Source organism: Streptomyces sp. NPDC006207, from assembly GCF_040613835.1.
Lineage (GTDB): Bacteria > Actinomycetota > Actinomycetes > Streptomycetales > Streptomycetaceae > Actinacidiphila.
On the sequence record NZ_JBEXSX010000028.1, the window covers coordinates 68,115 to 90,975 of the forward strand.

A 22,861-nucleotide genomic window follows, 5' to 3' on the forward strand; every position below is an offset into this window, starting at 1 on the left:
CGGGCCCCCGCGGGGTGACCGGCGCCGCCGGGGCGTCACACGGCGTCGACGGGCTCCAGGAACTCCAGACGGTTGCCGAACGGGTCGTCGGTGTAGAAACGGCGATGGCCCGGCAGGTCACCGTCCCAGACGACCGCGGCGCCGCGGGACTCCAGCCGGTCCGCGTAGGCCCCGATGCCGCTCACGCGTAAGCCCGGATGGGCCTTCCGGGCGGGGCGGAAGTCCTCCTCCACGCCGATGTGCAACTGGACCGGGCCCGCGGCGAACCAGCAGCCGCCCCGGGCGGCGAGCACCGGCGGCTTGGGGACCTCGCTCATCCCCAGGACCCCCGCGTAGAAGGCGCGCAGGATCTCCTCGGAGCCGGGCGGGGCGGCGAGCTGGACGTGGTCGAGGGCGGTGATCATCGGGATCACCCCGCTTTCCGTGCGACGGCGAAGATCCGCCGGAAGGGGAAGACGGTGCCGTGCGGCCCCGCCGGGTAGGCCTTGCGCAGCAGGTCGCGGTACTGGCCGAGGAACTCCCCGGTGGCCTCCGGGTCGTCCTCGAGGGCGGTCAGCACCGGGCGCAGCGCCGTTCCCTTCGTCCATTCGAGCACCGCGTCCTCGCCCTGCAGGAGCTGTACGTACGTGGTCTCCCAGACGTCGACGTCCACCTCGACGTCGGGGATCTCGATGAGGCGCTCCAGGTAGCCGGGGGGCTGGAGGATGTGGACGTAGCGGCGGCCGTGGCCCTCGCCGAGGCGGTCGCGCCAGGCCGGGGAGTCGCAGAGGTCGCCGAGCAGCGCGTGACTGGGCGAGGTGAAGTTGCCGGGGACCTGGAAGGCGAGGACGCCGCCGGGAGCGAGGTGCTCGACCCAGAGGGGGAAGCGCTCGGCGTGGCCCTCGACCCACTGGAGGGCGGCGTTGGAGACGATCAGGTCGTAGGTGCCGTCGGGGACCCAGTGTCCGGCGTCGGCGGGGCGGAAGGTGAGGCTGCCGCCCCCGGCGGTGGGGCCTTCGTAGGCCCGGGCGGCCTCCAGCATCTCGGCGGAGCTGTCGAGGCCGGTGATCCGGGCATCGGGCCAGCGCTGCGCGAGCAGGGCGGTCACGTTGCCGGGACCGCAGCCGACGTCCGCGATCCGCGGGCTCGCGCCGGGCAGCTCCGGTATCCGGGCCAGCAGGTCGTGGAAGGGGCGGGTGCGGTGGGTGGAGTGGTGGAGGTACTGCTGGGGATCCCAGGCTGCTGCGGGCATGTTGCGAACTCCCTGGCGAGAGATGGATCTCTTCCTGCCGCCGACCTTGCCCACAAGGTTCCAGAGCTAATCTCTTGATGTCAAGAGACTTCATGTCGACACAACCCTTACACTGATCTCCATGGAGGACGAGGTCGATCGGCTGGTCGCTGCGTGGCGCAGGGAGCGCCCTGACCTCGACGTCGAACCACTCGAGGTGCTCAGCCGGGTCAGCAGGCTGGCGAGGCATCTGGACCGGGCCCGTCGGCTGGCGTTCTCCGAGCACGGTCTGGAGCCCTGGGAGTTCGACGTGCTGACCTCCCTGCGCCGCGCGGGCGCGCCCTACCAGCTCTCCCCCGGACAGCTGCTGACCCAGACGCTGGTCACCTCGGGGACGATGACCAACCGGATCGACCGGCTCACCAAGAAGGGGCTCGTGGAGCGGCTGCCCGACCCCTCGGACCGGCGCGGCGTCCTCGTACGGCTCACCCCGGAGGGCCGGGACCGGGCGGACCAGGCCCTGGCGGGCCTGCTGGCCCAGGAGCGGGCCATCCTCGGCGAGCTCTCCGGCCGCCAGCGGGGGGAACTCGCGAACCTGCTCCGACAGTTGACCGCACCCTTCGACAACGTCCCCGGTTGACGGCGATTACCCGGCGTAACCGCCAGGGAATGATCACAAACGGCCACGCTCCGCCACCGGTTGCGCACACAAAGTGGCGCACTTAGCGTGATGACCGTGAACGCCGCATAAAGGCTCAAATGGCCACTTTTGCGGCTGCCGGCGCACCACATTCCGACAACGTCAAGTGGAAGGCGGTCGGGGCGCGTCCGGCTTCCATTTCCCTGGACCCCGCCGGGTCCCGCTCCACCTTGGAGATGCAGATGACTCTGCACACCCGCGCAAGCAAGATAGCCGCAACCGCGGTGACCGGCGCCTTGGCCGGCACCCTCGCCATCGGCACCATGGGCACCGCCTTCGCCACCGACGGCCGGCCTGCCGCCGGGGTGCCTGCCGCTCCTGGACCGGACGGCCAAAGTGAACTCGTTTCCCCCTCGGAGCGTCTCCGGGACCTGTCCCGTGAAGTGGCGGTGAAGTCCGCACGCTCCCCCAACGCAGCCCTGTTCCAGGGCCGCGTCGTCGCCCGTACGGGTCTGCGGGTCCGCAGCGGACCGGGCGTCCAATTCGCCAGCGTCGGCGTCATCCCCTTCAACGCCCTGGTGGCCATCGTCTGCAAGTCCGTGGGCAGCCCCATCGGCGGCAACCCCCGCTGGTACCAGCTCAGCGGCAACCTCTGGGCCTGGTCCTCGGCCCGCTTCGTTGCCAACGTCGGTCCCGTGCCCGGCTGGTGCAGCGGCACCGGTGGGGTAGGCGGCGTCGGCGGCGTCGGCGGCGTCGGCGGCGTCGGCGGTGTCGGCGGTGTCGGTGGCGTCGGTGGCGTCGGTGGGGTCGGCGGGGTCGGCGGAGTCGGTGGCATCGGTGTCCCCGGCTTCGTCGGTGGTATCGGCGGCATCGGCATCTGCCGCAACAACGGGCACGGCGGCCGCGAGCACGGCCGCGGCGACGAGCGCTTCAACGGCGTGGACGACCCGTTCCGCGAGGACACCCGCGCCGAGGAACCCCTGGACAGCGTCGCCCTCGCCAAGCGCAGCGACGGCCCCGGCGGTCGCGGTGGTCCCGGCTTTGTCGGTGGCGTCGGCGGTGTCGGTGGCGTCGGCGGCGTCGGCGGAGTCGGCGGCGTCGGCGGTGTCGCCGGTCCCGGCTTCGTCGGCGGTCCCGGTGGCGTCGGCGGGGTCGGCGGCGTCGGTGGCGTCGGCGGAGTCGGCGGCGTCGGCGGTCCGGGCTTCGTCGGTGGCGTCGGCGGAGTCGGCGGTCCGGGCTTCGTCGGCGGTCCCGGTGGCGTCGGCGGGGTCGGCGGCGTCGGTGGCATCGGCGGAGTCGGCGGTCCGGGCTTCGTCGGCGGAGTCGGCGGCATCGGCGGCATCGGTGGCGTCGGCGGTATCGCCGGTCCCGGCTTCGTCGGCGGTCCCGGCTTCAACGGTGGCTTCAACTGCCGTGACAACGGCCGGGGCGGCAACCGCGGTGACAACGGCCACGGCGGCAACCGCGGCGACAACGGTCGCGGCGGCAACGGCGGCAACGGCGGGGACAACGGTCGCGGCGGCAACGGCCGGGGCGACAACCGCGGCGACAACAACCGCGACCCCTTCGACGACGCGGGTGACAACCACCGCGGCGACAACAACGGCCGCGACCCGTTCGACGGCCTCAATGACCGCGGTCAGGAGAACGGTCACCGCGACCGTGCCAACGACCGTGACACCAGCCGCTCGGCGCCGACCACCGGCGTCAGCGGTGACCGCCCGGCGCCGGCCACCGGCGTCGGCGGTGAATGACCGCGGGTATCCGCGGTGACCCGGCGGGTCGCTCTCCCCGGTCACGGGGAGGGCGATCCGCCGCGCTCCATGCCGTCAGACGTGCTGCACCGGGGCCGCGGAACCCACCCGGCCGCCCTCTCCGTCGGCCGGTGGCACCCCGGCCCGCCGGGCCAGCGCCACGGCGGCCAGCGTCGAATGCACACCCAGCTTGCCCAGCACGTTCTGCATGTGGGTGCGGACGGTGTGCGGCGACAGGTACAGCCGCTCGGCGACCGCCTTGCGGCCCAGGCCGGCCACCATGCAGCGCAGCACCTCCTGCTCGCGCGGGGTGAGCGACTCCACCAGCCGCTCGCTCTCCGTCCGGTGCCGGCGCGCGGCGGTCAACTCCCGCAGCACGCCGGTGAGCAGGGCGGGCGGCAGATGCGTCTCGTCCCGCAGGACGCCGCGCATCACGGCCAGCAGCCGGGACAGCGAGCAGTCCTTGGCGACCCAGCCGCAGGCGCCGGCCTGCAGGGCGCGGGCGGCACGGCGCGCGTCGTCCCGCTCGGCGAGCACGACCGTCCGGGTGGCGGGGTGTTCGGACCGTACGCGTTCCACCAGGGCGATGCCGTCGAGCCCGGCCTGGGCGCCGCCGTCGGCCGCGCCGAGCGGGGCGGCCCTGGGCGCGCCCATCACCCGGGCCCCCACGGCGGACGTCGTCCCCAGGTCGGCGTCGACCAGGAGCACGTCGTAGCGGCGGCCGTCGGAGGCCGCGCGTTCCAGGCAGCGCTGGGCAGCCGCCCCGCTCCCGGCGGCCGAGACGTCGACATCGGGCTCGGCCGCGAGGGCGGCCGCAAGCGATTCGGCGAAGATGCGGTGGTCGTCGACGACGAGAACGCGGATTCGTCCCACGGGCCCCACTCCCGGCATTCGGCACTTCCCCCCACGGACGAGGTCGATGTGCACGGAGGCCCGGCACCTGGAGCGGACGCCGCACGCCGCCGGGCTAGCAGCCGTCCCCAACCAGGTGCCGAACCCTTGTGTCTCGCCCCCTGATGCCGCCGGCCCCCACCGGCGCTGCCAAAAAGCGTAGGGGCAGGAGCAGACAAAGGCGCCCGAATGGAAAAACTTGCGGGACGGAGTTCCCCGGGACGTGCCGAACTGTGGCCCACGGTGCGGTTTTCCACAGCGGTGGACGGAGGAAGGCGTGCCGAGCCGCGGCAGCGCCGGTGGGGGCGCGGACCGTGGGCTCCCCGGCGTCGTCCACGCGGTGCCCGGCCACCCGCCGGGCGTGACGGACTTCCTGCCGTGCAGGCCTCCCACGGCAGGGAGCCGGCCCCGGGACCGGGGCCGGCTCCCTGTCTCCGCAACGGGTCAGACCAGCCGGCGGGCCCCCGCGGACGGCACCGCGGTGAAGATGCGCGGCTCGCGGTGGCCGGCCGTGGCGAAGGCACCGGCAATCGCCTCGGCGGTCTTCTCCGCGGCGGACTCCTCCACCAGCACGATCGCCGAACCGCCGAAGCCGCCGCCGGTCATGCGCGCGCCGAGGGCACCCGCCTCCACACCGGCCGACACCACCAGGTCGAGCTCCGGGCAGGAGACCTTGAAGTCGTCGCGCAGCGAGGCGTGGCCCTCGGTCAGCACCGGCCCGATGGCACGGGCGTCGCCCGTCTCCAGCAGTTCGACGACCCGCTCGACCCGGCGGTCCTCGGTGACCACGTGCCGTACCAGCGGCCGCAGTTCGGGGTCCTCGACGCGGGCGAGGGCCTCGTCGAGCCCCTCGTACGGGATGTCCCGCAGCGCGTCCACGCCGAGCAGCGCCGCCGCCTCCTCGCAGCCCGCCCGCCGCTTGCCGTACTCGCCCTCGCTGTGGGCGTGGGTGACCCGGGTGTCGACGACGAGCAGCCGCAGGCCCTGGGAGGCCAGGTCGAAGGGGATCTGGCGCTGCGACAGGTCGCGGGTGTCGAGCCACAGGGCGTGCCCCTCGGTGCAGCACGCCGAGGCGGTCTGGTCCATGATCCCGGTGGGGGCGCCCACGTAGACGTTCTCCGCGCGCTGGCAGAGCCGGGCGATCCGCCACCGCTCCAGGCCCAGGCCGTAGAGGTCGTTCAGGGCGACGGCGGTGACGACCTCGAGGGCTGCCGAGGAGGACAGGCCGGCGCCGGTGGGGACGGTGCTCTCGAAGTGGATATCGGCGCCGGTGATCTCGTGCCCGGCGTCGCGCAGCGCCCAGATGACGCCCGCGGGGTAGTCGGCCCAGCCGGCACCGCCGCCGGGTGCGAGTTCGTCGACGTGCAGTTCGACGACGCCGGCGGGGACGTCCGGCGAGCCGCTGTGCAGCCGCAGCCGGCCGTCGGCGCGGCGGGCGACCGCGGCGACGGTGGTGTGCGGCAGCGCGAACGGCATCACGAAGCCGTCGTTGTAGTCGGTGTGCTCGCCGATCAGGTTCACCCGGCCGGGGGCGGCCCAGACCCCTTCGGGGCCGGTGCCGTACGTGGCGCGGAAGCCGTCCTCGCTCACTTGGCGTCCTCCCGGTCCCGCAGGTCCTGGGCGAAGGTCCAGGCGTCGCGGACGATCTGGGCGAGGTCGGTGCGCGAGGGACGCCAGCCCAGGCGCTCCTTGGCCCGCTCGGCGGAGGCCACCAGGACGGCCGGGTCGCCGCCGCGGCGCGGGGCGACGACCTCGGGGACGGGGTGACCGGTGACCTGGCGGACGGTCTCGACGACCTCGCGTACGGAGAAGCCGTTGCCGTTGCCGAGGTTGCAGATCAGGTGCTCGCCGGAGGCGGGCGCGTCGACGGCGAGCAGATGCGCCTCGGCCAGGTCGGCGACGTGGATGTAGTCGCGGACGCAGGTGCCGTCGGGGGTGGGGTAGTCGTCGCCGTAGACCGAGATCGCCTCCCGGCGTCCCTGGGCGACCTGCAGCACGAGCGGGATGAGGTGCGACTCGGGGTCGTGGCGCTCGCCGAACGTCCCGTAGGCGCCCGCGACGTTGAAGTAGCGCAGGGAGACCGCCGCCAGGCCGTGGGCGACGGCCTCGCTGGTGATCATGTGGTCGACGGCGAGCTTGGACGCGCCGTACGGGCTGGTCGGCAGCGTCGGGTCGTCCTCGGTGATCGGGACGGACTTCGGCTCGCCGTAGGTGGCGGCGGTGGAGGAGAAGACCAGCCGCCGGACCCCGGCGTCACGCATTGCCGTGAGCAGGTCCAGCGTGCCCACCACGTTGTTGCGCCAGTACTTCTCGGGGTGGACGACGGACTCGCCGACCTGGGAGCTGGCGGCGAAGTGCAGCACGGCGTCGTAGGTGGCGTCGAGCACCTTCGCCGCGTCCTGGACCCGCCCCTCGACGAAGTCGGCGCCCTCGGGGACGCCGTCCCGGAAGCCGGTGGACAGGTCGTCCAGGACGGTGACCCGGTGGCCCGCCTCCAGCAGATGGGCCGCCACGACGCTGCCGACGTAACCAGCGCCTCCGGTGACCAGAACCTTCTTCGTGCTCGGGTCGCTCACAGGGTCACAGCCTTTCTCGGGTTCGACTCGGGGCCACGGTAGCGGCGCCGGATGAACACTCGCCGGTAGGGGGCGGGGTGACGATCACGGGTGCGCCGCTCACGGGGAGGCGACCTCCCTCAGGCGGCTCGCGGCGGTCTCCGGCGGCACGTCGTTGATGAAGACGCTCATGCCGGACTCGGAGCCCGCGAGGTACTTGAGCTTCCCCTCGGTGCGGCGGATCGTGAACAGCTCCAGGTGGAGCGCGAACTCCTCGCGCTGCGCGCTGCTGAACGGCGCCTGGTGCCAACCGGAGATGTACGGGGTGGGCGGCGCCCCCTCGGGACCGAACAGCCGGTCGAAGCGGCGCAGCAGTTCCAGGTAGAGCCCGGGGAACTCGGCGCGGGCCGCCTCGTCCAGGGCCGTGAGGTCCGGCACCCTGCGGCGGGGGTAGAGGTGCACCTCGTACGGCCAGTGCGCGGAGTACGGCACGAACGCCGTCCAGTGCTCGCCCTCCAGGACGACACGGCTGCCGTCCTCGCGCTCGCGCGCCACGAGGTCGTCGAAGAGGTTGCGGCCGCCGGTGGCCTCGCGGTGCCGCTCCAGCGAACGCAGCATCAGCTCGGTGCGCGGGGTGGCGTGCGGGTAGCCGTAGATCTGGCCGTGCGGGTGGCCGAGGGTGACGCCGATCTCCTCGCCGCGGTTCTCGAAGCAGTAGACCTGCTCGACGCCGGGCAGCCGGGAGAGTGCGGCCGTGCGGTCGGTCCAGGCGTCGAGGACCAGCCGCGCCTGCTCGGGGGTGAGGTCGGCGAAGGACCTGTCGTGCCGGTCGGTGAAGCAGACGACCTCGCAGCGGCCATGTTTTCCGCTGAGCGAGGGAAAGCGGTTCTCGAAGACGGCCACGTCGTAGTGGTCCTCGGGGATCTCGCTCAACCGGCCGTCCCGGGAAGGGCACAGCGGGCACTCGTCCGCGGGCGGGTGGTAGGTGCGGGCCTGACGGTGGGAGGCGATGGCGACGAAGTCACCGAGCAGCGGGTCGTGGCGGATCTCCGAGGCGCTGGTCACCGGGTCCAGCGGGCGGCGGTCGACGGCGTCGCGGGGCTCGTCGTCGCGCAGGTCGTAGTAGATCAGCTCGCGCCCGTCGGCGAGCCGGGTCGATGTCTTCTTCACCCTGCGGGCTCCTCACACCACGCCAGCAAACAGAATCAAACACAATGAACCACAACGCAACAGCAACGTCAACGGAGACCCCGTTGCGGGGAGTGATCACACCATGCAGAACCTGGCAGAAGGGCTACGGCTCCCCACGAACGCGCTCGACTACTCGATCCTCGCGATCTACTTCGTCGTCGTCCTCGGCATCGGCTTCGCCGCCCGCCGCGCCGTCCGGACCAGCCTCGACTTCTTCCTGTCCGGCCGGTCACTGCCCGCCTGGGTCACGGGTCTGGCGTTCATCGCCGCCAACCTGGGCGCCACCGAGATCCTGGGGATGGCCGCCAACGGCGCACAGTACGGGGCGTACACGGTGCACTGGTACTGGATCGGCGCCATTCCGGCCATGGTCTTCCTCGGCCTGGTGATGATGCCGTTCTACTACGGCTCCAAGGTCCGCTCCGTGCCGGAGTTCCTGCTGCACCGCTTCGGACCGGCCTCGCACCTGCTCAGCTCGATCATCTTCGCGGTGTCCGCGCTGCTGATCGCGGGCGTCAACCTCTACGCGATGGCGATCGTGCTGGAGGCGCTGATCGGCTGGCCGCAGTGGGTGGCGATCGTCGTCTCCGGCTTCTTCGTGCTCTTCTACATCACCCTCGGCGGCCTGTCCTCGGCCATCTACAACGAGGTGCTGCAGTTCTTCGTGATCCTCGCGGCGCTGATCCCGCTCACCGTCGTCGGCCTGAAGCGGGTCGGCGGCTGGTCCGGGCTGACGGACTCGCTCACCGACTCGCACGGCGCCGCGTTCCTCACCGCCTGGGACGGCACCGGCATCGGCTCGTCGAACCCGCTGGGGGCGAACTGGCTGACCATCGTGCTGGGCCTCGGTTTCGTCCTCAGCTTCGGCTACTGGACGACCAACTTCGCCGAGGTGCAGCGCGCCCTGTCCGCGAAGAACCTCTCGGCCGCCCAGCGCACCCCGCTCATCGCTGCGTACCCCAAGATCTTCATCCCGCTGATCGTGGTCCTGCCGGGACTGATCGCCCTCGTCATGGAGCCGGACATCGGCAAGCCGGGCAGCGGGCTCCAGTACAACGACGCGATCCCGGTGCTCATGCGCGACCTGCTGCCCAACGGCGTCCTCGGCATCGCGATCACCGGGCTGCTCGCCGCCTTCATGGCCGGCATGGCGGCCAACGTCTCGTCCTTCAACACCGTCTTCACGTACGACATCTGGGGCGCCTACGTACGGCGCGACCGGCCCGACCGGTACTACGTCACCACCGGCCGCGTGGTGACCGCGATCGGCGTGCTGATCGGCATGGGCACGGCCTTCATCGCCTCGTCCTTCAGCAACATCATGAACTACCTGCAGACGCTGTTCTCGTTCTTCAACGTGCCGCTGTTCTGCGTCTTCATCCTCGGCATGTTCTGGAAGCGCTCCACCGCCGCGGCCGGCTTCTGGGGGCTGCTGAGCGGCACGGTCGCCGCGATGATCAACTACTTCTGGTTCTACAAGGGCGGCCTGATCTCGATCCCCAGCGACCAGGGCGCCAACTTCGTCTCCGCCATCGCCGCCTTCGTCGTCGGCGGTGTCGTGATGGTCCTCGTCTCGTGGTTCACCCAGCCCAAGCCCGTCGAATCACTGGCCGGACTCGTCTACGGGACCACCTCCCCCGGCATGGCCGAGCCGCCCGCCCAGGGCGACGACGCCTGGTACCGCAGGCCCGCTCTGCTGGGCTGGGGCGCCGTCCTCCTGGCCGCGCTGTGCTACATCCCCTTCTCCCTGTGAGGTGACGCGTCGTGAGCGAGTACGGCAACGAGCCGGATTTCCAGCACCGCATCGAGGACCTGGAGCAGAAGTCGGCCTCGGCGGCACGCCTGTTCGACGTGCGCCGTGTGATCGGCGGCCTCTTCGTGGTCTACGGGGTGATCGTGACCATCGCCGGGATCACCGCGTCCGACGCGGACATCGCCAAGGCCCAGGGCATCAACATCAACCTCTGGACCGGGATCGGCATGCTGGTGCTGGGACTGCTCTTCCTCCTGTGGATGAAGCTCAGTCCCCCTCCTCCCCCGCCCGCTGCGCAGGAGACGCCTGAGGCGGGATCGCACCGCCCGGGAGATGGTGACTGACCCGGTCCAGCAGCCCCGTGCGGGCCGCCAGGGCGGCGGCCTCCAGCCGGGAGCCCACCCCCAGCTTCATCAGCACCCGCTGGACGTGCGTACGGGCGGTGCTCGGCGCGATCCGCATGCCCGCCGCGATCAGCCGGGTGTCCTCGCCCTCCGCGACCCGCAGCAGCACCTCGACCTCGCGCGGGGTGAGCATCTGCAGCAGCCTGGTGCCCTCGTCGTCCGGCTCGGCCACCGGGTTGAGCAGCTCGGCGAATGCGCCCTGCAGCAGCGCGGGCGCGACCGCCACCTCGCCGGCACGCGCCTTGGCCATCGCCCGCTCGACGCCCTCGATCCGCTCGTCGTGCCGTACGTAGCCGGAGGCGCCGGCGGCGAACGCGGCGGCTATGCCGCGCGGGTTGGGCACCGGCCCCAGGACCAGCACCGCGACCCCCGGCCGCTCCCGCTTGATGCGGACGACCGCGTCGAAGGCGCCCGGCTCGGCCGGCGCCGCCGTCCCGATCAGGCACACCTCGGGCGACCGGCTCAGTACGAGATCCGCCGCGCCCGACGCGGGCGCGGCCGCCGCGAGCACCCGGTGCCCGCGCAGCTTCAGCGCCGAGGCGAGCGCCTCGGCCAGCAGACGATGGTCGTCGACGACGACGAGCCGTACGCCCATGGGCGTCCCCCTCATCCCCCCATGGACTGGTGCGGGCCTGCCCACCGAGTCCAAGCCGGTCCCCCTTCACATGCCGCGGCGAAGCCCGTCCGGCATACCGCCTGTGCCCCCGCTGCGGCCCCGGGCCATGCCCGGGAAGGTACACGCTTGTTCGACGCTTTGCGCCCCCTACTCGGCAGAAGCCTCCCTAAATCCGCATTATCTCCAAACATGGCCGACTTGCGACCGGGTGTGCTTGTTCGCGGGCCCGCGTTCCGTCCCCCTCCCCCCGGCCCGGTCAGCCGAAGGCGGCGATGGACCGGTCCGTCAGGTTGGCGGAGGCGGAGATGTGGTCGGAGGTCAGGAAGAAGTGGTCCTGGTACAGCCACCAGCCCGAACCGCTGTCCAGGAAGTCGTTCTCCAGGTCCTTGCCGCTCTCCGGCAGTTCCATGAAGACGGTGAACCCGCGGGTCGCGGGATCGAGCCGCAGCAGGCGGCCCGGCTTGTCGTAGGTGTTCTTCTGGTACGCGACGACCTTGCCGCCGCTGATGCCGACGATCTTGAGCTCGCGCTCCTGGTCGGGCTTGGCGAGCCACTTCGGCTTGCCGGTGGTGAGGTCGAGCGCGGCGATCTCGTTCGTCTGGGAGTAGGAGGTGCCGCTGCCCGAGTGGGTCTTGGTGGGCAGGTAGATGGTTGTGCCGTCGACGGCGACGTTGGTGCACCGGTTGTCCTCGCAGTGGATCCGGTACGTGGCGTCCGCGCCGCCCGCGCCCAGCGAGATGCGGCTCTTCATCTTGCCGCCGTCCAGGTACACGATGTCGGTCATCGACAAGCTGCCCGCCGACAGCCCCACGACCACCGGGTCCGTGGAGATGACGCTGTACACCTCACTGCCGCTCGGCACCTGCCAGGACCACTTCTTGGCGCCGCCCTCGCCCAGGCCCTGCACGTACTCGTCACCGCCGAAGCCGCCGCACTCGACGACCGCGACCAGCGCGGCGCCGCCGTGGTAGCCCTTGTCGGTGCACTCCGAACCGGCCTTGGGCGTCCACAGCACGGCCCCGGTGCTGATCTTGTACGCGACCGAACCGCCGATCCAGGAGACGGCCGCCGTGTCGCCCGTGAGCGCGATCTGCGAGTAGCTGTGCGAGGTCCGGCCGTCCGGGTCGGGCAGCTTCTTCGCCCACAGCTTCTTGCCGTGGGCGATGTCGACGGCGATCACGCTGTCGCAGTCCGTGCCGTACTGCAGCACCAGGCGGTCACCGGCCGCCGACTCCGGGCCCGGGCAGGACTCCCCCTCCAGCGGTATCGACCAGTTCTCCTTGCCGCTGTCGATGTCGAAGGAACGCAGCGCGTCCGGCATCGTCTTGACGACCGCGTCGCCGGTGAACCAGGCCTCCGCCACCGGGGCGGTGATCTCGGCCTTGGACGGCCGCACCGCTCTCTTGTCCCACAACGCGCGGGCCTTGAGCGGGCCGTCGCCGGCCGGCCGGGTGCTGCCGCCCTTCGACGGGGTGTCCGAGGGCTCGTCGTCGCCACCGTTCGCGACCAGGAAGACCCCTGCGCCGACGACCAGCACCGCCGCGATCGCCGCCGCCACGATCCCGGCCACCTTGCCGTTGCCGCGCTTCGGCGGCTGCGGGTACTGCGGGTACGGCTGGTAGCCGTACCCGGGGAGAGGCTGGGTCGGCGCCTGGGCGTACGGGTTGGGGCCGTACGGGCCCGGCGGCGGGGGCGGCGGCTGCTGTCCCTGGGGGTGGGCCGGTGGCTGGGCGTAGGGGTTGGGCTGCTGCGGCGGGTAACCGTACTGAGGCGGCTGCGGCCCGAATCCGGGCTGGTTGCCGGGGGGAGGCGGCGGCTGCGACATCAGCGGGCACCTTTCGGGCACAGGTGTGCGGGGCGGACGGTGACCCTCTTTGTACCACCGGTGACGCACCGTTCCGCCCCGCGCCGAAGGACCGTTACGGCACTGCTACACCTCGTCCGCCAGCTCCAGCCAGCGCATCTCCAGTTCCTCGCGCTCGGCGGCCAGCGACCGCAGTTCCATGTCGAGTTCGGCCACCTTCTCGAAGTCGGTGGCGTTCTCGGCGATGGCGGCGTGCAGCTTCGACTCCCGCTCGCCGATCTTGTCCAGCTGCCGCTCGATGCGCTGCAGTTCCTTCTTGGCCGCGCGGCTGTCGCCGCCGCCCTTCGGCTTGGCCGGGGCGGGGGCGGGGGTGGCGGCCTCGACGGCGGCGCGGCGCCGCTCCAGGTACTCGTCGATGCCGCGCGGCAGCATGCGCAGCGTCGCGTCGCCGAGCAGGGCGAAGGTGCGGTCGGTGGTGCGCTCCAGGAAGTACCGGTCGTGGGAGATGACCACCATCGAGCCGGGCCAGCCGTCGAGCAGGTCCTCCAGCTGGGTCAGGGTCTCGATGTCCAGGTCGTTGGTGGGCTCGTCGAGGAAGAGCACGTTGGGCTCGTCCATCAGCAGCCGCAGCAACTGCAGCCGGCGCCGCTCGCCACCGGACAGGTCACCGACCGGGGTCCACTGCTTCTCCTTGGTGAACCCGAACTTCTCGCAGAGCTGACCCGCCGTCATCTCCCGTCCCTTGCCGAGGTCGACGCGGCCGCGCACCGACTCCACCGCCTGCAGCACCCGCAGCGACGGCTCGAGTTCGGCGACCTCCTGCGACAGGTAGGCCAGCCGTACGGTCTTGCCGACCACCACCTTGCCGGCCACCGGCTGCTGCTCGCCCTCGCTGACGGCGGCGTCCGCGAGCGCCCGCAGCAGGGACGTCTTGCCCGCGCCGTTGACACCGACCAGGCCGACCCGGTCGCCGGGGCCCAGCTGCCAGGTCAGGTGCTTCAGCAGCACCTTGGGCCCGGCCTGCACGGTCACGTTCTCCAGGTCGAAGACGGTCCTGCCCAGCCGGGTCGTCGCGAACTTCATCAGCTCGGCGTTGTCACGCGGCGGCGGCACGTCGGCGATCAGCTCGTTGGCCGCCTCGATGCGGAAGCGCGGCTTGCTGGTGCGGGCGGGGGCACCGCGGCGCAGCCAGGCCAGCTCCTTGCGCATCAGGTTCTGCCGCTTGACCTCCTCGGTCGCGGCGATCCGCTCGCGCTCGGCGCGGGCGAAGACGTAGTCGCTGTAACCGCCCTCGTACTCGTGGACGTCACCGCGCTGCACGTCCCACATGCGGGTGCAGACCTGGTCCAGGAACCAGCGGTCGTGGGTCACGCACACCAGGGCCGAGCGCCGTGCCCGCAGATGACCGGCCAGCCAGGAGATGCCCTCGACGTCGAGGTGGTTGGTGGGCTCGTCGAGCACGACCAGGTCCTGCTCGGCGATCAGCAGCTTCGCCAGCGCGATCCGGCGGCGCTCACCACCGGACAGCGGCCCGATCACCGTGTCCAGCCCCTGCGGGAAGCCGGGCAGGTCCAGCCCGCCGAAGAGGCCGGTGAGCACGTCCCGGATCTTCGCGTCGCCCGCCCACTCGTGGTCCGCGCGGTCGCCGACCACCTCGTGCCGGACGGTGGCCTGCGGGTCCAGGCTGTCGTGCTGCGTCAGCACGCCCAGCCGCAGGTCCGAGGTGTGCGTCACCCGCCCGGTGTCCGGTCCCTCCAGCTTCGCCAGCATCCGGATCAGGGTCGTCTTCCCGTCGCCGTTGCGGCCGACGACGCCGATGCGGTCGCCCTCCGATACGCCGAGCGAGATCCCGTCCAGCAGGGTGCGCGTTCCGTACACCTTGCTGACGGACTCGACGTTGACCAGGTTGACGGCCATGGGACTCCTGTCACTACGAAAGAACGACCTCCCAGGGTAGTGCGGCCCCCTCACCCCCCGGGCACGGCGACCGCCCTCCGGACACCCGTGCGGGTGGGCTCGCCCACCACAGGTGAATCGCCAACCGTACACAGCCGCAGCTCTGTGCAGTTTTCCCATGGATACGTATCCGCTCGTGGAAGCGCGCAACCGGCTCGGGCAGCTCGTCGGCCGAGTCCGGCACGGGCATGAACACATCCTGATCAGCGAGTACGGGAAACCCGCCGCCGCGCTCATCCAGATAAGCGAACTCGAGGAACTGCAGCGTCTGCGCGATGCGGCGGACGCCGCCGAGGCAGCGGCCCGCGAATCGGCTCCCACCGGCCCCGCGATGACGCACGACGAGTTCACGGCCCGGTTGGAGGACGAGGACCGTCAGGCCGATGCCTCGTGACCCAAGGCGTGCGCGGCTGCTGTCCGGGATGTGGCCGGGGAACCGCACCCCCGGACTGCGCGCGCCCTGGGAGCTTCGGGGTACTGGCGGCTGACCGTCGGCGACTGGCGTGTCTGTACCGGCCCGGCGCCGAGACCGTCACCGTGCTCGTCCTCAAGGTCGGCCGGGTGGGGTGAAGTCCGGCTCAGCCCTGACGCGGCCCGCCCGTTCGACCAGAGCCCAGCCGGCGACGGCCATGAGGACGGCGGCCGGTGCCGTGACGCGGAAGGCGATCAGGGTGGCCGAGTGGCCGTCGAGGAGGCCGCCGAAGCCGACGGCGGACAGGCCGAGGACGCCCAGCAGCGCGAGGGCGACGCCGAACGCGGCACCGGGGCCGGAGAGCGGGCCCGGCGCCTGGGCGGGGCGCGGGGCCGGGGGGCGTTCGGCGCGGCGGAAGACGGCGACCAGGGCGGCGGTGAGGGCGGTCGCGGCCGCCACGCGCAGCGGCACCTGGGCCCACCAGGCGGCGGTGGCCGGGGCGGGCAGCGTGCGGCCCAGGGAGATCAGCGCGCCGTACACGGCGAGCATGGCCGTGAGGTGCCAGAGGAAGGCCGTCATCGCGATGCCGTTCGCGGCGACCACGCCGCGCCACACGCGCGGGCGCTCTAGCAGGCGCGCGGCGGGGCGCCGCAGCAGTTCGACCGCGCCGACCAGCCACACGCCGTGGCAGAGCAGGGCGAGCGTGGGCGGCGCCATGTTCGAGATCCGCTCGCCGGGCATGCCCACCATGGACAGCGGGTACGGCCCGAGCGCCACCAGCGCGACCGCCCCGGCCAGCCCGCACGTGGCCGCCGCCGCGGGCAGGCGCAGCCGGCCGTCCGCCCGCAGGAAGCCCAGCTGGTGCACCGCGAGCCAGACGAAGGCGAAGTTCAGGAACGGCACGTAGGGCACGTCGAAGGCGAAGCGCAGCACGTCCACCACGACCGCGCCGGCCGACAGCGCGGCGAAGGCGCCCCAGCCGTACCGCTCGTGCAGCCGCAGCAACGGCGGGGTGAAGGCCACCATGCCGAGGTAGATCCCGATGAACCACAGCGGCTGCGCCACCAGTCGCGCCGCCACGTCCGGCACCGGGGGGCAGCGCGACCGCGGCCCACACCGCGGTGAACAGCATCGTCGGCCGCAGCAGCCGGCGCAGCCGGGCCCGCAGGAAGGCCGCGTACCCGCCGCCGGAGCGTGCGACGGAGCGGTAGGAGAGCGCGTGCGAGAAGCCGCCGACGAAGAAGAACACCGGCATGACCTGCAGCACCCAGGTCAGCGGTTGCAGCGCCGGGCGCAGCGCCAGCAGGTTGCCGACCTCGACGCCCCCGTCGGCCCCGGTGGTCACCGCCGCCATCAGCCAGTGCCCCAGCACGACCGTGGCCAGCGACGCCACCCGCAGGAAGTCGGCGTAACGGTCCCGTGCCGCGGGCGTGGCCGCGGCGATCTCTCCGGCTGTCATCCCCATGCCGGCACGATCCCGCGCCGGGGCGCCGCTCCGTCAGGCCCGCCCTACTCAACTCGCCCCGGAAGACGGTGAGTACGGGTACTCAGAGCAGGGTCGCGCCCTGCGCGGGGCCGGTGGTGACCCGTACCGCGCGGCAGGTGCCGGAGGCGGCGAGGGCGGCGGCGACGGCCTGCGCGGACTCGGCGTCCTTGGCGAGGAAGGCGGTGGTGGGCCCGGAGCCGGAGACCAGGGTGGCCAGGGAGCCGGCCTCGGCGCCCGCGGCGAGGGTCGCGGCCAGCGAGGGGCGCAGGGAGAGAGCGGCCGGCTGGAGGTCGTTCGCCAGGGAGGCGGCGAGGGCCACCGCGTCACCGGTGCGCAGCGCGTCGAGCAGGTCCAAGGACGCCTCGGGCTCCGCCACCTCCGCGTCGCCGCGCAGCCGGTCGCACTCGCGGTAGACCTCGGGCGTGGACAGGCCGCCGTCGGCGACGGCGAAGACCCAGTGGAAGGTCCCGCCCGTCTCCAGCTGCTCCAGCAGCTCGCCGCGGCCCCGGCCGAGGGCGGCGCCGCCCACCAGGCTGAACGGGACGTCGCTGCCGAGCCCGGCGCAGATCGCGAGCAGCTCCTCGCGGCTCGCGCCGGTGCCCCACAGCGCGTCGCAGGCGACCAGGGCGCCCGCCGCGTCGGCGCTGCCGCCGGCCATGCCGCCCGCGACGGGGATGTCCTTGGCGATGTGGATGTGGACGCGCGGCTCCAGCCCGTGCCGCGCCGCGAGCGCGATCGCGGCGCGGGCGGCGAGGTTGCTCGCGTCGGCCGGGACCTGGTCGGCGTCCGGTCCGGCGACCGTGATCCGCAGCTCTTCGGCGGGAGTGACGGTGACCTCGTCGTACAGGCCGACGGCGAGGAAGACGTTGGCCAGGTCGTGGAAGCCGTCGGGGCGCGGTCCGCCCACCGCGAGCTGGACGTTGACCTTGGCGGGGACGCGGACGGTCACGGACGCGGGTCGGCGGGTCACTTGCGCGGTTCTCCTCGGAGCGTGAGCGTGGGGCACTCGATGCGGGGCCTTCGGTACGTGGGGCACGGCGGCGCCCCCATTGTGCCCTCTGTCACCGCGGTGAGCGGCCGCCACCGCCGTGCTCGGCGATCGCCGCGAACTCCTCCACGGTCAGTGCCTCCCCGCGCGCCTGCGGCGACACCCCCGCGGCCACCAGCGCCTCCTCGGCGGCGGCGGCCGAGCCCGCCCAGCCGGCCAGCGCGGCCCGCAGCGTCTTGCGGCGCTGCGCGAAGGCGGCGTCCACGACCGCGAAGACCTGCTCGCGGGTGGCGGTGGTGGCGAGCGGCTCCTTGCGGCGTACGAGCGAGACCAGCCCGGAGTCCACGTTCGGGGCGGGCCAGAAGACGTTGCGGCCGATGGCCCCGGCCCGCTTCACCTCGGCGTACCAGGCCGCCTTCACCGAGGGCACCCCGTACACCTTGGAACCGGGCCCTGCGGCCAGCCGGTCGGCGACCTCGGACTGCACCATGACCAGGGAGCGCTCGATGCTCGGGAAGGTCGCGAGCATGTGCAGCAGTACCGGGACGGCCACGTTGTACGGCAGGTTGGCCACCAGCGCCGTGGGCGGCGGGCCGGGCAGCTCCTCGACGCGCAGCGCGTCGCGGTGCACGAGCGCGAAGCGGCCGGCCCGGCCCGGCAGCCGGGCGGCGACGGTCGAGGGGAGGGCCTCGGCCAGCACGTCGTCGATCTCCACGGCGGTGACGTGCTCGGCCACCTCCAGCAGCGCCAGCGTGAGCGAGCCGAGCCCCGGGCCGACCTCGACGACCACGTCGTCGGGCCGGACGTCCGCGGTGCGCACGATGCGGCGCACCGTGTTCGCGTCGATGACGAAGTTCTGGCCGCGCTGCTTGGTGGGGCGGACGCCCAGCGCGGCGGCCAGCTCACGGATGTCGGCGGGGCCGAGCAGGGCGTCGTCGGCGGGACCGGAGTGGTCGGTGGTGCTCACCGCTCAAGGGTATCCGGGCCCGGCGGGACCTCCCGCGGGCCAGGGCCCTGTCGTCGAAGTCCTGCCGGCCGCCCGAAGGGCGGGCCCAGCGGCACCCCCGGCTCCGCTGGGAGGTGCCCCCAGGTGCGGTGCACGCAAGGCGGAGAGTCGTCCTCGTAGTGGGCTACTCGGACGATTCGACGACTCCCCCGGGCCGAAGGCTGGGGGAGTGCCGTGCCTGGGGCACCTCCCAGCGCCGGCTGGGGGGGAGCGGCGCGGGGTGGGGGCACCCCCGGCCGAAGGTTGGGGGAGGACACCTGACGACACGGCCTAGGAGTAGAGCTTGCGGCCGCACACCGGCCAGGGGCTGGCACCGCGCTGGATGTACAGGCGCTTGGCGCGGTACGTCTGCTCCTTGGCGGAGGCGTCCTGGGGGCGGCCGTGGCCGCCCAGGTTGCGCCAGGTGCGCTGGTCGAACTGGTAGAGGCCGCCGTAGGTGCCGGAGGCGTCCACCGCGTTCGGGCGGCCGCCCGCCTCGCACCGGCCGAGGGCCTTCCAGTTGAGGTGGTCGGCGCCCTGGACGCTGTCGGGGAGCGGCTTGGTGCCGACGCGCACGACCTGCCGCACGGGCTCGCGCAGCACCTCCTCGGCGATGCGCCGCGGCTTGCGCCGGACCCCGTCGACCGTGCGGTACGCGTACGTGACGCGGCGCAGCCCGTTCCTGCCCCGGGTGTCGACGGCGGTGGTGCCCTCGAACAGCGAGGGGTCCTGCGTCCGCTCGACGGGGAAGGGCACCGGCTCCTCGTGGACCTCGTCGTGGCCCCGGATGCGCCGGACGGAGATCGTCTGGCCCTCGCGCGGGAAGCTGTCGGGGTCGGCGGAGGTGGTGTCGAGGCCGTGCAAGGCGATGCCGGCGTCACGCAGCGCCTCGCCGACGGTGGCGGCGTTGGTGCGGACCGGCCGTTCGTGGCCGTCGACGAGGAAGGTCACCTGGCGTTCCGTGCGGACGTCCAGCTCCAGCCCGTGCCGCCCGATCGCCTCGCCGCGGGAGGCGGACAGGTACGCGCCGTCCGCGCGCACGCCCAGCTGACGCAGGGCGCCGTCCACGGTGCCGGCCGTGGTCCAGATCCGCCGGGGCCGGCCGTCGAGGGTCAGCGCGATCGGGCGGCCGTAGCGGACGGCGACGGTGTCGCCGTCCTGCAGCGCCGCGTCGGGGTCGGGGGCGACGATGTCGTGGTCGCCGACGTCGATGCCCTGGCGCTGCAGCAGTTCCTCCACGCTCCCGGCGAAGGTGTGCAGGGTGCGCGGCCGGCCGTCCACGCTGAGCTGCACGGCCTTGCCGCCGGCGAGGTAGGCGGTGCTGCCGCCCGCCAGACAGGCGACGACCAGGGCCTGGGGCAGCAGCCTGCTCAGCGCGTCCGGGCGCCGTGCGGCGCGCCTGCGCCGGGCGGCCGCACGTCCGGGGCGCGGCTCGACGTCCTCGTCGACGGGGGCCGTGCCCGGTGTCCTGCGGTAGGGGCCGTCCGCGTAGGACCGTGTTCCGGCCTGCGTCGTGCCCGCCTTGCTCATGTTGCTCACGGCGTACCTCCGGCCCGGTCCGATCGGACCGAACCGGGACCATAGCGGAGGATTCGTCACTCTCCCAAGCCGAACGGTCACGCCGTGTCGCCGGACGAGGGGGCCGCGACACCCTTCGTGACCGTGGTCAGCGCGCCCTGCGCCGCCCCCGGCGGCCGCCGGCGCGGCCACCGGGCGTCCGGAATCGGACATCCGGCGTTACGCCGACCGCGCGAACCGCGCGACGCGGCGTCAGTAGCCGAAGGCCCGGGCCGTGTTGGCCCCGATGGCCGCGGCGAGCTCGTCCTCCGCGGCGCCCCGGGCGGCGGCCATGGCCCGCACCGTGACCGGGATCAGGTACGGGGCGTTGGGGCGGCCGCGGTGCGGTACGGGGGTGAGGAAGGGCGCGTCGGTCTCGACCAGGAGGAGCTCGGCGGGGGCGACGGCGACCGCGTCGCGCAGGTCCTGGGCGGACTTGTAGGTGACGTTGCCGGCGAAGGACATGTAGTAGCCCTTGTCGGCGCAGAGCTTGGCCATCTCCGCGTCGCCGGAGTAGCAGTGGAAGACGACGGCGCCGGGCGCGCCCTCCTCGTCGAGGATGCGCAGCACGTCGGCGTGGGCCTCGCGGTCGTGGATGACCAGGGCCTTGCCGTGCCGCTTGGCGATGTCGATGTGGCGGCGGAAGGAGTACTGCTGGGCCTCGACCCCGTCGGGCCCGGTGCGGAAGTAGTCCAGCCCGGTCTCGCCGACGCCGCGCACCTGGGGCAGCGCGGCGAGGGCGTCGATCTGCGCGAGGGCGGCGTCCAGCGCGGACAGCCCGCCCGCCTGCCGCGCCCCCTGCCGGCTCCAGCCGTCGGGGTCCCCGTGGACGATCCGGGGGGCCTCGTTGGGGTGCAGGGCGACCGCCGCCCACACCTGGTCGTACGCCCCGGCGGTGCGCGCCGCCCAGTGGGAGCCGTCGACGTCGCAGCCGACCTGGACCACGGTCGTCACGCCGACGGACGCCGCCTTCGCCAGCGCCTCCTCGACGCTGCCCTCCTGCATGTCGAGGTGGGTGTGCGAGTCCGCCACCGGGACCGCGAGTGGTTCGGGGAGGGGAGGGGCGGCGGACGCGTCCTTCTTCGGGCGCCGGCTCTGGCTCTGGTTCTGCTCGGGCATGCCCCAGATCCTAGGCGGGGGGCCGAGGCGGCTACCGGGCGTCCCTCCTGCGGTGCAGCAGGTTGCGGGGCGACCAGTGCCGTGCGCGGCGCTCGGCGTCCTCCACGGCGGGCGAGGCCGGCACCCGGCGCATGTCGGAGGCCGCGGGCAGCGGGCCGGCGGCCGCGGTGGCCGACCAGGACCCGGAGACATCGGAGACCTGTCCGGCCCGCATGATGCGGACCTTGTGGCTCTCGCACTCCACGCACGTCGGCCGGGTCAGCGGGGACGGTACCCGCTTGCCGTCCGCCATGTACCAGACGACCTCGTGACCCTGTGCGTCGACGTGGTGCTCGATCTCGTACGCCTGCTCCCATCCCCGTCCGCAGCTGATGCAGACGAAGGCGTACGCCTCACGAACCGTGCCATCGGTTCCGATGGTCTCGCTCATGGCAGCTCCTGTTGCCCTCCGGACGAGGCGTCCGGAGCGGGACTTCCCTCCATCAGCGAACGCCCGGGAAGGCGCCGGCGATAGCGGGGGTGCCCTTTCTTGAGCCAGTTTTGGGGAGTATGTGACACGGGGCCGAGCAGGCGGCCCAGGTTTTTCCCTCTCCTACGATAGGACTTTGCACCGCGCCGCGTTTAGCCGGTTGTGGGCTGGTTCGCGGCGTGCTTCGCGGACACCACGGCGTCGAAGACCTCCCGCTTGGGCAGCCCCGCCTCCGTCGCCACGGCCGCGATCGCCTCCTTGCGCCGCTCCCCCGCCTCCTCACGGACCCGGACCCGGCGCACAAGCTCGGCGGCGTCCAGTTCCTGCGGCCCGGTCTCCGGGGCGCCCTCGACGACGATCGTGATCTCCCCGCGCACCCCCTCGGCGGCCCAGGCCGCCAGTTCCTCCAGGGGACCGCGCCGGACCTCCTCGTAGGTCTTGGTCAGCTCCCGGCAGACGGCGGCCCGGCGCCCGGCGCCGAAGGCCTCGGCCATCGCCGCGAGGGTGTCGGCGAGGCGGTGCGGGGCCTCGAAGTACACCAGGGTGCGCCGCTCCCCCGCGGCCTCGCCCAGCCGGGCCCGCCGCTCGCCGGCCTTGCGGGGCGGGAAGCCCTCGAAGCAGAAGCGGTCCACGGGCAGCCCGCTGAGGGCGAGCGCGGTCAGCACGGCGGACGGTCCGGGGACGGCCGTCACCCGGATGTCGCGCTCGACGGCCGCCGCGACCAGCCGGTAGCCGGGGTCGGAGACCGAGGGCATCCCGGCGTCGGTGACGAGCAGCACCCGGGCGCCCTCCTCCAGCGCCGTGACCAGCTCCGGGGTGCGGGCCGTCTCGTTGCCCTCGAAGTAGGACACGACCCGCGCGGTGGTGGTCACGCCCAGGGACTGGGTGAGCCGGCGCAGCCGCCGGGTGTCCTCGGCGGCGATCACGTCGGCCCCGGCCAGCTCCGCGGAGAGCCGGGGCGGCGCGTCGGCGACGTCACCGATGGGGGTCCCTGCGAGCACGAGTACGCCTGCGGCCGGTCCTGCGGAGCTAGTCACCGCCCCAGTCTCCCATCCGCCGCACACCCGGCCG

The 22,861-nt window shown here is 73.0% G+C and carries 20 protein-coding genes and 1 pseudogene; 5 read left to right on the plus strand and 16 right to left on the minus strand.

The genetic code is table 11. The features are described from left to right. Positions 1-35: 35 nt before the first annotated feature. Together ABZ312_RS22945 and ABZ312_RS22950 are read right to left on the minus strand one after the other, a co-directional pair. Positions 36-404 carry a VOC family protein gene (locus ABZ312_RS22945; RefSeq protein WP_500329000.1) on the minus strand — a complete coding sequence of 123 codons (369 nt, stop codon included), beginning with the start codon at positions 402-404 and terminating at the stop codon, positions 36-38. Positions 405-409: 5 nt separating this feature from the next. After that, complete coding sequence (locus ABZ312_RS22950) at positions 410-1,231, minus strand: trans-aconitate 2-methyltransferase (protein WP_499512264.1); 822 nt, start codon at positions 1,229-1,231, stop codon at positions 410-412. Positions 1,232-1,352: 121 nt separating this feature from the next. Between ABZ312_RS22950 and ABZ312_RS22955 the strand changes: the two genes are divergently transcribed. Together ABZ312_RS22955 and ABZ312_RS22960 are read left to right on the plus strand one after the other, a co-directional pair. Then, positions 1,353-1,850 carry a MarR family winged helix-turn-helix transcriptional regulator gene (locus ABZ312_RS22955; protein ID WP_326575414.1) on the plus strand — a complete coding sequence of 166 codons (498 nt, stop codon included), beginning with the start codon at positions 1,353-1,355 and terminating at the stop codon, positions 1,848-1,850. Between the two features lie 242 nt (positions 1,851-2,092). Further along, on the plus strand, positions 2,093-3,604 hold the full coding sequence (locus ABZ312_RS22960) for an SH3 domain-containing protein (RefSeq protein ID WP_500438645.1): 1,512 nt from the start codon (positions 2,093-2,095) through the stop codon (positions 3,602-3,604). A gap of 75 nt (positions 3,605-3,679) precedes the next feature. Here the strand turns inward: ABZ312_RS22960 and ABZ312_RS22965 are convergent, their stop codons facing one another. The 4 genes from ABZ312_RS22965 to galT form a co-directional block, all read right to left on the minus strand. Next, on the minus strand, positions 3,680-4,495 hold the full coding sequence (locus ABZ312_RS22965; protein ID WP_500328998.1) for a LuxR C-terminal-related transcriptional regulator: 816 nt from the start codon (positions 4,493-4,495) through the stop codon (positions 3,680-3,682). A gap of 444 nt (positions 4,496-4,939) precedes the next feature. Continuing rightward, positions 4,940-6,085, minus strand: a complete 1,146-nt coding sequence (gene galK, locus ABZ312_RS22970; RefSeq protein ID WP_500328997.1) for a galactokinase — start codon at positions 6,083-6,085, stop codon at positions 4,940-4,942. After that, positions 6,082-7,071: a UDP-glucose 4-epimerase GalE gene (gene galE / locus ABZ312_RS22975; RefSeq protein WP_500328996.1), complete on the minus strand. Its 990-nt coding sequence runs from the start codon at positions 7,069-7,071 to the stop codon at positions 6,082-6,084. The genes galK and galE overlap by 4 nt, the downstream gene beginning before the upstream one ends. Positions 7,072-7,170: 99 nt before the next feature. Next, the gene (gene galT, locus ABZ312_RS22980; protein ID WP_500359309.1) at positions 7,171-8,220 is read right to left on the minus strand and encodes a galactose-1-phosphate uridylyltransferase; all 1,050 of its coding nucleotides are present in this window, start codon (positions 8,218-8,220) and stop codon (positions 7,171-7,173) included. 103 nt (positions 8,221-8,323) lie between these two features. Here galT and ABZ312_RS22985 point away from each other — a divergent pair, with 103 nt between their 5' ends. Continuing rightward, the gene (locus tag ABZ312_RS22985) at positions 8,324-9,994 is read left to right on the plus strand and encodes a sodium:solute symporter family protein (protein ID WP_500328994.1); all 1,671 of its coding nucleotides are present in this window, start codon (positions 8,324-8,326) and stop codon (positions 9,992-9,994) included. Positions 9,995-10,005: 11 nt separating this feature from the next. Then, on the plus strand, positions 10,006-10,338 hold the full coding sequence (locus tag ABZ312_RS22990) for a hypothetical protein (protein WP_500328993.1): 333 nt from the start codon (positions 10,006-10,008) through the stop codon (positions 10,336-10,338). Here the strand turns inward: ABZ312_RS22990 and ABZ312_RS22995 are convergent. The 3 genes from ABZ312_RS22995 to ABZ312_RS23005 all read right to left on the minus strand — a co-directional run bounded on the left by ABZ312_RS22995 (position 10,262) and on the right by ABZ312_RS23005 (position 14,735). Further along, a complete protein-coding gene (locus ABZ312_RS22995) occupies positions 10,262-10,993 on the minus strand; it encodes a helix-turn-helix transcriptional regulator (RefSeq protein ID WP_500329014.1) in 732 nt (243 codons plus the stop codon). The two genes, ABZ312_RS22990 and ABZ312_RS22995, sit on opposite strands and share 77 nt — an antisense overlap. A gap of 277 nt (positions 10,994-11,270) precedes the next feature. Further along, entirely contained in the window at positions 11,271-12,839 is a 1,569-nt protein-coding gene (locus ABZ312_RS23000; protein ID WP_500438646.1) for an outer membrane protein assembly factor BamB family protein, read from the minus strand. A 105-nt stretch (positions 12,840-12,944) separates the two neighbouring features. Beyond that, entirely contained in the window at positions 12,945-14,735 is a 1,791-nt protein-coding gene (locus ABZ312_RS23005; protein ID WP_500328991.1) for an ABC-F family ATP-binding cassette domain-containing protein, read from the minus strand. Positions 14,736-14,892: 157 nt separating this feature from the next. On the opposite strand from ABZ312_RS23005, the gene ABZ312_RS23010 reads away from it, so the two are divergent. Then, entirely contained in the window at positions 14,893-15,168 is a 276-nt protein-coding gene (locus ABZ312_RS23010) for a type II toxin-antitoxin system Phd/YefM family antitoxin (RefSeq protein WP_500328990.1), read from the plus strand. A 153-nt stretch (positions 15,169-15,321) separates the two neighbouring features. On the opposite strand, the pseudogene ABZ312_RS23015 reads toward ABZ312_RS23010, so the two are convergent. The 7 genes and pseudogenes from ABZ312_RS23015 to rsmI form a co-directional block, all read right to left on the minus strand. Continuing rightward, positions 15,322-16,540 (minus strand): annotated as a pseudogene (locus ABZ312_RS23015) (acyltransferase family protein). Positions 16,541-16,733: 193 nt separating this feature from the next. After that, positions 16,734-17,642: a 4-(cytidine 5'-diphospho)-2-C-methyl-D-erythritol kinase gene (locus ABZ312_RS23020; RefSeq protein WP_500438647.1), complete on the minus strand. Its 909-nt coding sequence runs from the start codon at positions 17,640-17,642 to the stop codon at positions 16,734-16,736. A gap of 91 nt (positions 17,643-17,733) precedes the next feature. Next, a complete protein-coding gene (gene rsmA, locus ABZ312_RS23025) occupies positions 17,734-18,627 on the minus strand; it encodes a 16S rRNA (adenine(1518)-N(6)/adenine(1519)-N(6))-dimethyltransferase RsmA (RefSeq protein WP_500328987.1) in 894 nt (297 codons plus the stop codon). Positions 18,628-18,936: 309 nt separating this feature from the next. Further along, a complete protein-coding gene (locus ABZ312_RS23030; RefSeq protein WP_500357766.1) occupies positions 18,937-20,184 on the minus strand; it encodes a resuscitation-promoting factor in 1,248 nt (415 codons plus the stop codon). Positions 20,185-20,415: 231 nt separating this feature from the next. Then, on the minus strand, positions 20,416-21,321 hold the full coding sequence (locus ABZ312_RS23035; RefSeq protein WP_500438648.1) for a TatD family hydrolase: 906 nt from the start codon (positions 21,319-21,321) through the stop codon (positions 20,416-20,418). A 31-nt stretch (positions 21,322-21,352) separates the two neighbouring features. Beyond that, positions 21,353-21,751, minus strand: a complete 399-nt coding sequence (locus ABZ312_RS23040; RefSeq protein WP_500438649.1) for a hypothetical protein — start codon at positions 21,749-21,751, stop codon at positions 21,353-21,355. A gap of 191 nt (positions 21,752-21,942) precedes the next feature. Further along, positions 21,943-22,827: a 16S rRNA (cytidine(1402)-2'-O)-methyltransferase gene (gene rsmI, locus ABZ312_RS23045; protein ID WP_499512282.1), complete on the minus strand. Its 885-nt coding sequence runs from the start codon at positions 22,825-22,827 to the stop codon at positions 21,943-21,945. Between the last annotated feature and the right edge of the window lie 34 nt (positions 22,828-22,861).